Genomic DNA, 6,848 nt, shown 5'->3' with positions numbered 1-6,848 from the left:
GGGACCGACCGATTTTCACTAAACCCGGTTGATAATGCCAGCGGAACGCCGCACCGCCCACCCACAATGGGTTAAGACTCTCAGTCGATAAGTCTCAAAATTCCTGAACCCATAAGCCCTCCTGGTCATCATCTCCATTTTGTTGTGGAAGCCCTCGGTCACCCCATTACTCTTCGAGAATCGCCACATGGCGGTAACGGGCTCGAGCCAGGATGTGAGGGTCCTCGCCAGCCGGTGAAGCGGACTGGCGTGGAGCTGCTTGATCAGTGTGAGTAGCTTGGGCAGTGCTCTTTCGGCCCGTTTTCTGGTCAAGGTTTTCAGGAGCAGCAGCCGGTTTAGCCGCTGCTTGGCCTGGTACAGGGCGTTGAGCACCGGGAACGCACTCAGGTAGTTGCCGAGGTTATCGCGCTGCTCTGGTGACAGGCGCCATTCATGGCGGCGCATCAGGCTAATCAAGCCGCGGTTCTTGCGGCCCTCGGGGTCGTGCTCCTGCCAGGCCTTCAGGAAGTGCTGATTCACCAGACGAATCACGTGGAAGCGGTCAGCCACGATCTTCGCATTGGGGAAGTATCGTCGGGCAATTGCGCGGTAGGTTTCCGACATGTCCATGACGATGAGTCGGACGTTGTCTCGCCCGGGTAATGCCTGGAGGTTCATCCAGAGTTTTGACGATGTCCCCAAAGCGTCAGCGAGGTCTAAAGCAGCCTCTGCCGTGGTACCACGTTTCCCGCGGACAAGCTCATTGAGTCGTGCTTTGGTCCACCCAATTTTCCTGGCAAACTCAGCCTGAGTCATGCCCTGAGGTTCAAGGAATTCCTCGATAAGCATCTCGCCGGGATGGAACGGGTTTTTGGGTTGCTTGTTCATTTCCAATACCTCTATCTGTGGTAATCCGATATCTGCACATCTTGTGACTGCCCGCCACTCCAGCGGAAAACGGGGGGGGGGGGGGCGCAAAGCAGTGTGCGAATAGAGTATGCGCGAGGGTGGGAAATTCCTGATTTACGAACAATGTTGGTGAGCTGATGTTTGTTGCAATCAACACTCGCTCTCTATCTTGATCTGCCTATATGATCCTCCCAGGTTTGCAAGCGGCAGAAATATGTCCTATACCTGCGGGATGCGCTAAATGTACTAAACTCCATTGAACACTAGGTTGTGCTAGCTCGGAATGCGAGTTGCCCTGTCCCAATGCGCAGCCCGTTCCTGGACCCGATACGCAGCGACAGAAGCAATCAGTGCCAGCAGAAGGAGCTATTGCGTGACCAACCTCTACCAACTTCGCATCATCTGTGTCGACCTGGTTCCTTGCAGTTTGCGTGGCAGCCTAGTCTGACTTAGGCCGTCGACATGTCCCGCAAGCATTCCCAGCATGTCATTCTTTAACCCTCGCGCTCCTTCACGTGTTTCCCGCCGGGCGCTCCTCGCGCTGCTTGCCTGCGTGTTCAGCCTGCTGCAGGCATCTCACGCGACCGGGGCGGCCGGGGAGTACTGCAGTGACTGGGAGCGTGAGGATAAGGCCAGGGCGGCGGAGATAAAGGCGCAGATGAAGGCGACAGCGCACAGCATGGGTGTGCCAGAGCGCCTGATGCACCTGTACGACGAGCTGCCGGACTGTGAGATGTGCCTGGAGGACAGCCCCGCCGTTCCATCGATCACCGTGTACTACGTACCGAACAGTGACCCGAAGAAGACCGCCGCGCTGCGCAATATCAAGGCTTTAAGCGCTGTTTGGAGCGCGGATCTCGAGTTCGAGGCTCGTTACGGTATGCGCGAGGGCTACGTGCAGGCGTTCTACATATACCTGGCAAAGGGCAATTGTGTGTGCTGCACCGCCGAGAACGAGGAGGAGTACGAAGACTGGCAGCCCTATCCCGATGACCCCTCGGAATCGCCGCACTGGATCGACGAACTCGACCTAGACGCGAGTCTCGCTGAGGTCTTCGATGATCCCGGAATACTGGGGGAGGATCCGGCGGACCTGACCGATCTGTCGGCGGACGAAAAGTTTCCCGACATGATCGAACCGCCGCCGCTGGTGCTGCCACCGCCTGTGAGGCCCATCACGACGCTCTGCGTACAGTGCCGACCCCAGGTGAACGCGCACAACGATCACACTGCGAAAATCAACGCCAAACAGCGAGCCATCGCCAAGCTCACGCAGAGCAGGGGAGTCACGAGCAAAGCCATCAGCTACCGCCTGCGCGCGATTCACGCACACCGCCGCAAAGCGCAGACGGGTGACTGGGAGGCCGTAGCCAACGCGATGGAGGAGCACCTCTGGGACCTGGAAGCGACCTACGAACGGGAAACCCGCGCCATCGGGACCGCCGAGGAAGAGCTCGACGCACTGCTGGGGGAGTTGCTGGGGCTGCAACAGGCAGTCCGGGACTGCGAGGAATCCTGCAGGCTCAAGGACGGCCAGGCCGCGCCGACGACGGCGCCCGAACCTGTTCCGGAGAGTGGGCAGGCGGCCCTGCCGCCCTATGTGCGCATTGCGACACAGAACTGCACAGCGTGTGCACCGCAGGCGGAGGCCCGCAATACCATCGCACGGGATATGAATACGATTGTCGGTGAAATGCTCGCCAACGGGTTTAGCAGCGATGGCCTGTCGCGCTGGAACGCCCTGCTCGACCGGTTGGAAGAAGCGAACAATGCTCTGCGTGAGTGCCTGCCCCGCTGTGACGATCCGCCGCCAGACCCGCCAGCGGAGATAAAGTTAACACCGCTTATCGAAACTCCGGTGAATGAAGCCCCTCCAGAGTCGACACACGTCACAGGGGTGGAGACCGAAAAGCCGTTGACTAGTGAGGAGCTTGAGCGGCGTTGGGCCGACGAGTTCAATCGTTGTGAGCCGTGCAACGACTACTGGTATCGCTACCGCGAGATGGTCGAGCGATGGAAAGCCAAAAATGCCGAAATCGAATCACTTTATCTGGAAAAATACAGGCTTTTCAGTCACTTGGGGTGGTACCTCAGCCGGCGTCACACACTTGCAGCAGCGTTGGAGCTCGATCTCAGTAGTAGGCGGCGGGCGCAGGTTAACCGCTCCTTGCGGCAGATCCTCGAAAAAGTGCGCAGCATCGATGCCCAGTTGGATGAGTTGGAGGTAAAAATTCGCCACCGGTCCGAAGAGCTCACTGCGCTTGAAGAAAAGGCGCTGCTGGTACGCGTCGAGTGGCGGCACTGCGTGGCGACAAAATGCCGCCTCAGGACGAGCCTGCCAGTGGGTGTACTTCCCGAGGCAATGGGACACGTTTACGACGGCTCGGATCCGTCTGCCGACCTGACCATGCTGCTGTATGTCACTACGACGTGTGAGCAATGCCTCGAGCATGCGCGACGCATAAACGACTGGATTCTTGAGCAATACAGCAGTTGGATGGCCGCTTATATGATTAAATATCGGGATACCGACTGGGCCTTCGATAGCACCGGGGTTGCTCGGGAGCAGTGGCGACGCTTCGAGGTAGCGTATGAGTTGCGCAAGGCCGACCTTGAAGAGTGCGAGCTGCAGTGTGCGGTGGAGGAAGAAAGCACGCCACAGTATACGCCGGTCGACCCCTACCAGTCGCCCGCCATCGGCGACGCTATCTGCATCGACGATTTGCAGGACGCACTGTTTCCCGACGCCAGCGACGGAGAAGGTGCAGGCACGCCACCGCCCAGCTGCCAGGGGTCGCCCGTGATGGACTGGTATACCAGTGACTGTTCCTCGGGCGGTTGCGACCAGCTGACGAACCCGCAACCGGCCGCGAATCCCTGTGAGGACGACAGCACCGCAGACGAGGGGGGCTGGCGCGCGCCTCTGGGTTGCAGCGGGGTGCTGCGCACCATTCAGACGCTTGCGCAGCCGAATGATCCCTACCTGTCCTCGATGGGCACCATCAGAGCCGGCTTGCCGGACACCTGGGGGCTGCGGGCGATACAGGCAACCGGCCGCGCTAGTGGCGCCGGCGAGGCCGATCCGGTGATCGTAGCGGTCATCGACAGCGGCGTCGACTCCGAGCACCCCGAGCTACGCAACAGCCTCTGGAGCAATGCGGGGGAGATACCCGGCAATGGTGTCGACGATGACGGTAATGGGTTCGTCGACGATGTACATGGCTGGAATTTTCTCAGCGACAGCGCCGACACGTCCGATACGAACGGGCACGGCACGATCGTCGCCGGCATAATCGGGGCGGCTGTCGACAACGGCGTTGGCATCGCCGGGGTGAATCCCACAGCGCGTATCATGCCGCTCAAGGTGGCCAATTACCTAGGGGCCGGCAGTAGCATAGATGTCGCCGCCGCCGTCGTGTACGCCGTCAACAACGGCGCATCGGTGGTGAATGTCAGCCTCGGCGGCCCGGTTTATTCCCCGGCGGAGCAGATCGCACTGGAGTACGCCGCGCGCAAGGGCGTGCTGGTGGTGGTAGCGTCGGGCAATGCGGGCGTGGATACAGCGGGTTTCTGGCCGGCCGGGATAGCGGAGGCGCTTACCGTGGCCGCGGTTGATGTCGAGGGCAGGCGCGCACCCTATTCGAACTGGGGTAGCGCGGTAGATATTGCCGCTCCTGGTTCGGAAATACTTTCACTGCGGGCGCGCTATACCGACCCGGCATTTTTCATCGACCCGCGGTATGCACGCGAGAGTTACATCGTAGGCCAGGACAGGCTGCTCTATCACGCCTCCGGCACCTCGTTCGCCGCGCCTTTCGTCAGTGGCGTGGCCTCGCTTCTCTTGCAGGCACAGCCGGCCCTGGATGCCAGGCAGTTGACACGTATGCTGCAACAATCGGCAGAGGATATCGAGGCCCCCGGGTATGACCCACTCACCGGCTACGGTCTGTTGAACGCGCGTGCGGCACTGGAAAGCTCACCCGAGTTTTACGTTATCGCGCGCATCTCTGGTGTGGCGGTCAAACAGGTTGCTGATAACGTACTTGTGCAGGTGTTGGGCAGCGCGGATGCCGAGCGCTATGCAGGCGCGACCGTCTACATCGGGGAGGGGCTTGCGCCGACAGAATGGCGGCGCGTCGCCACCCTGCAGCGTCCCGTCACGGAGGGAGAACTGGCACAGGTGCCGGCGGTCGACCTGGCCGGCGCCGGGCAGTGGACGATTCGCCTGGACGCGAGCCACGAGAACGGCCGCACGCGAGAGCATCGCTATCAACTTACGTTGAAGTAACGTACGGGCCGCCGGCGCCGGGTGTCTCTCTGCGCCCCGCCCCTTGTCAATAGGTGTAGATGACCCCCAACTCGAAGAGTGACGGTTCGTCGCTCTGCGAACTGCCCACCTTGTCGAAGCTGTAGCGGTAGGACGCGCGTATCGCCGTGGTATCGCAAAAATAGTAGGACAGGCCTACGCCGATGCTCACGGTTTCGTCGCTGTCGGATTCATCGAAGAAGCCTAACACCTGGCCCGTCTCCGCGAATACGATCTTCCCGGAGTCTTCAGTGTCGTAAAAGTCGTAGCCCAGGTTCAGGTTGAGCCCGAAGCCGTCGGCGACAAAGTACTCGTAGCCGATCGACACGCGCCAGGAATCAATGTCCTGTTTACCGCTGGACTCGAGCGTTCCGCCGGGCTGGCTTGCGGTGAATCGGCCCTCTATTTTGTCATACCGGCTATAGGTCAACCCGAACTGCCACTGGTCAGAGCCCATGGAGAACCAGTCCTTGTCGTTGCTGATGGCGAAGCCCACTCCGACACTCCAGCCCAGTGCATCGTCGTCGGCGGAGGACTGGACGGTGAAGCCATCCGCCCTGGCCAGACCAGCGCCATTCTCGGTGTTGGTCTTGATGTCATCCAGGTAGATCATGGACGCGGAGGCATGGAGGAAACCGCGCGCGTCCCAGCGCCCCGCGAGAGTGCCCATGCCTTGGGTCGCGCTGCCGAGGGATGCTACCGTGATGCTGGCGCCCTGAATGTTCAAATCCCCCAACGCCGTCCCGGTGCGCGCGTCGCGCAGGGTCCAGCGTCCATCCGAGCCAAAGGGGATGTACAGGGTGCTATCGTCATCGTCTTCGTCGTCAGTGATCGAGACTTCGCCGTCCGAGTTGCTCTTGGCTGTGGCGGGTTCATTGAGGCCGAGGTCCAGTTCAACGACCGTATTGGGCGGCAGACCGGAAATCACCCCTACCTCGACCACCATGGCGAGGCTGGCGGGGGTGAGCAGAAGGGCGAACAGGAACAGCGGGAGAGTATGTCGGGGCATCATGGGTAAATCCTCTTGTTGTTGTCTTTCCAGGTCAGGTTACTTCAGTTTCAGGTCAGAACGCGTTTCGCGGGTGCGGCCATCGTCGTGTTCAACCGTGAGCCGAATGGTCCAGCGGTCGGCGCCGCGCAGCAGGCTCGCGGGTATGGCGGCCAGTTCACCGCCACGCACCGGTGCCGTGAGAGCCGGTGCCGCAGGTTGCCACCCGGTGGGATCGTCGCCTTGCCCGATCTCCACTCGCGCAGTGGCGAAGCGGTCCGCGTCGGCGCTGCCCATTACCGTGACGAATACCGCGCCGTCGCGCCGCTGGCTGGCGATGCCGGTGATGTTGCCCGTCACGAAGAAATCGGGGTCGGCTGCCAGCGCTGCGGCGACGTCGAGGCGCCCAAACCCGGTCAACGTGTCGATGCCGGGCGCGCCGATATCCGCCGCCGACTGGAGCAGCATGTTGCGCACCTGTGGGCCGGTGAGCTCCGGATTGATGGCGAACAGCAGTGAGGCGGCGCCGGCGACGAACGGCGCGGCGAAGGAGGTGCCGGAACTGACGTACAGACTTGCGTCTTCCCCGCGAATGTTCGCGGCGCTCTCGTAGGCGTCATCGATCAGGGCCATCGGGTCCGTACCCGAGGCCCGCAACGACAGGAT

The 6,848-nt window shown here is 61.2% G+C and carries 4 protein-coding genes; 1 reads left to right on the top strand and 3 read right to left on the bottom strand.

What is annotated here, in order from left to right:
* Positions 1-18 precede the first annotated feature (18 nt).
* On the bottom strand, positions 19-867 hold the full coding sequence (locus RJQ10_RS04065) for a HigA family addiction module antitoxin (RefSeq protein ID WP_350143890.1): 849 nt from the start codon (positions 865-867) through the stop codon (positions 19-21).
* Between the two features lie 505 nt (positions 868-1,372).
* On the opposite strand from RJQ10_RS04065, the gene RJQ10_RS04060 reads away from it, so the two are divergent.
* On the top strand, positions 1,373-5,176 hold the full coding sequence (locus RJQ10_RS04060) for a S8 family peptidase (RefSeq protein WP_350143888.1): 3,804 nt from the start codon (positions 1,373-1,375) through the stop codon (positions 5,174-5,176).
* A 46-nt stretch (positions 5,177-5,222) separates the two neighbouring features.
* Here RJQ10_RS04060 and RJQ10_RS04055 read toward each other — a convergent pair whose 3' ends face one another.
* Together RJQ10_RS04055 and RJQ10_RS04050 are read right to left on the bottom strand one after the other, a co-directional pair.
* The gene (locus RJQ10_RS04055; protein WP_350143886.1) at positions 5,223-6,206 is read right to left on the bottom strand and encodes an outer membrane beta-barrel protein; all 984 of its coding nucleotides are present in this window, start codon (positions 6,204-6,206) and stop codon (positions 5,223-5,225) included.
* A gap of 36 nt (positions 6,207-6,242) precedes the next feature.
* A partial coding sequence (locus tag RJQ10_RS04050) for a S8 family serine peptidase (protein WP_350143884.1) occupies positions 6,243-6,848 on the bottom strand: 606 nt, incomplete at its 5' end.

Origin of the sequence: Haliea sp. (assembly GCF_040222615.1) — a bacterium.
Classification (GTDB): Bacteria; Pseudomonadota; Gammaproteobacteria; order Pseudomonadales; family Halieaceae; genus Haliea.
This window is presented reverse-complemented; position numbering and strand designations above follow the sequence as displayed.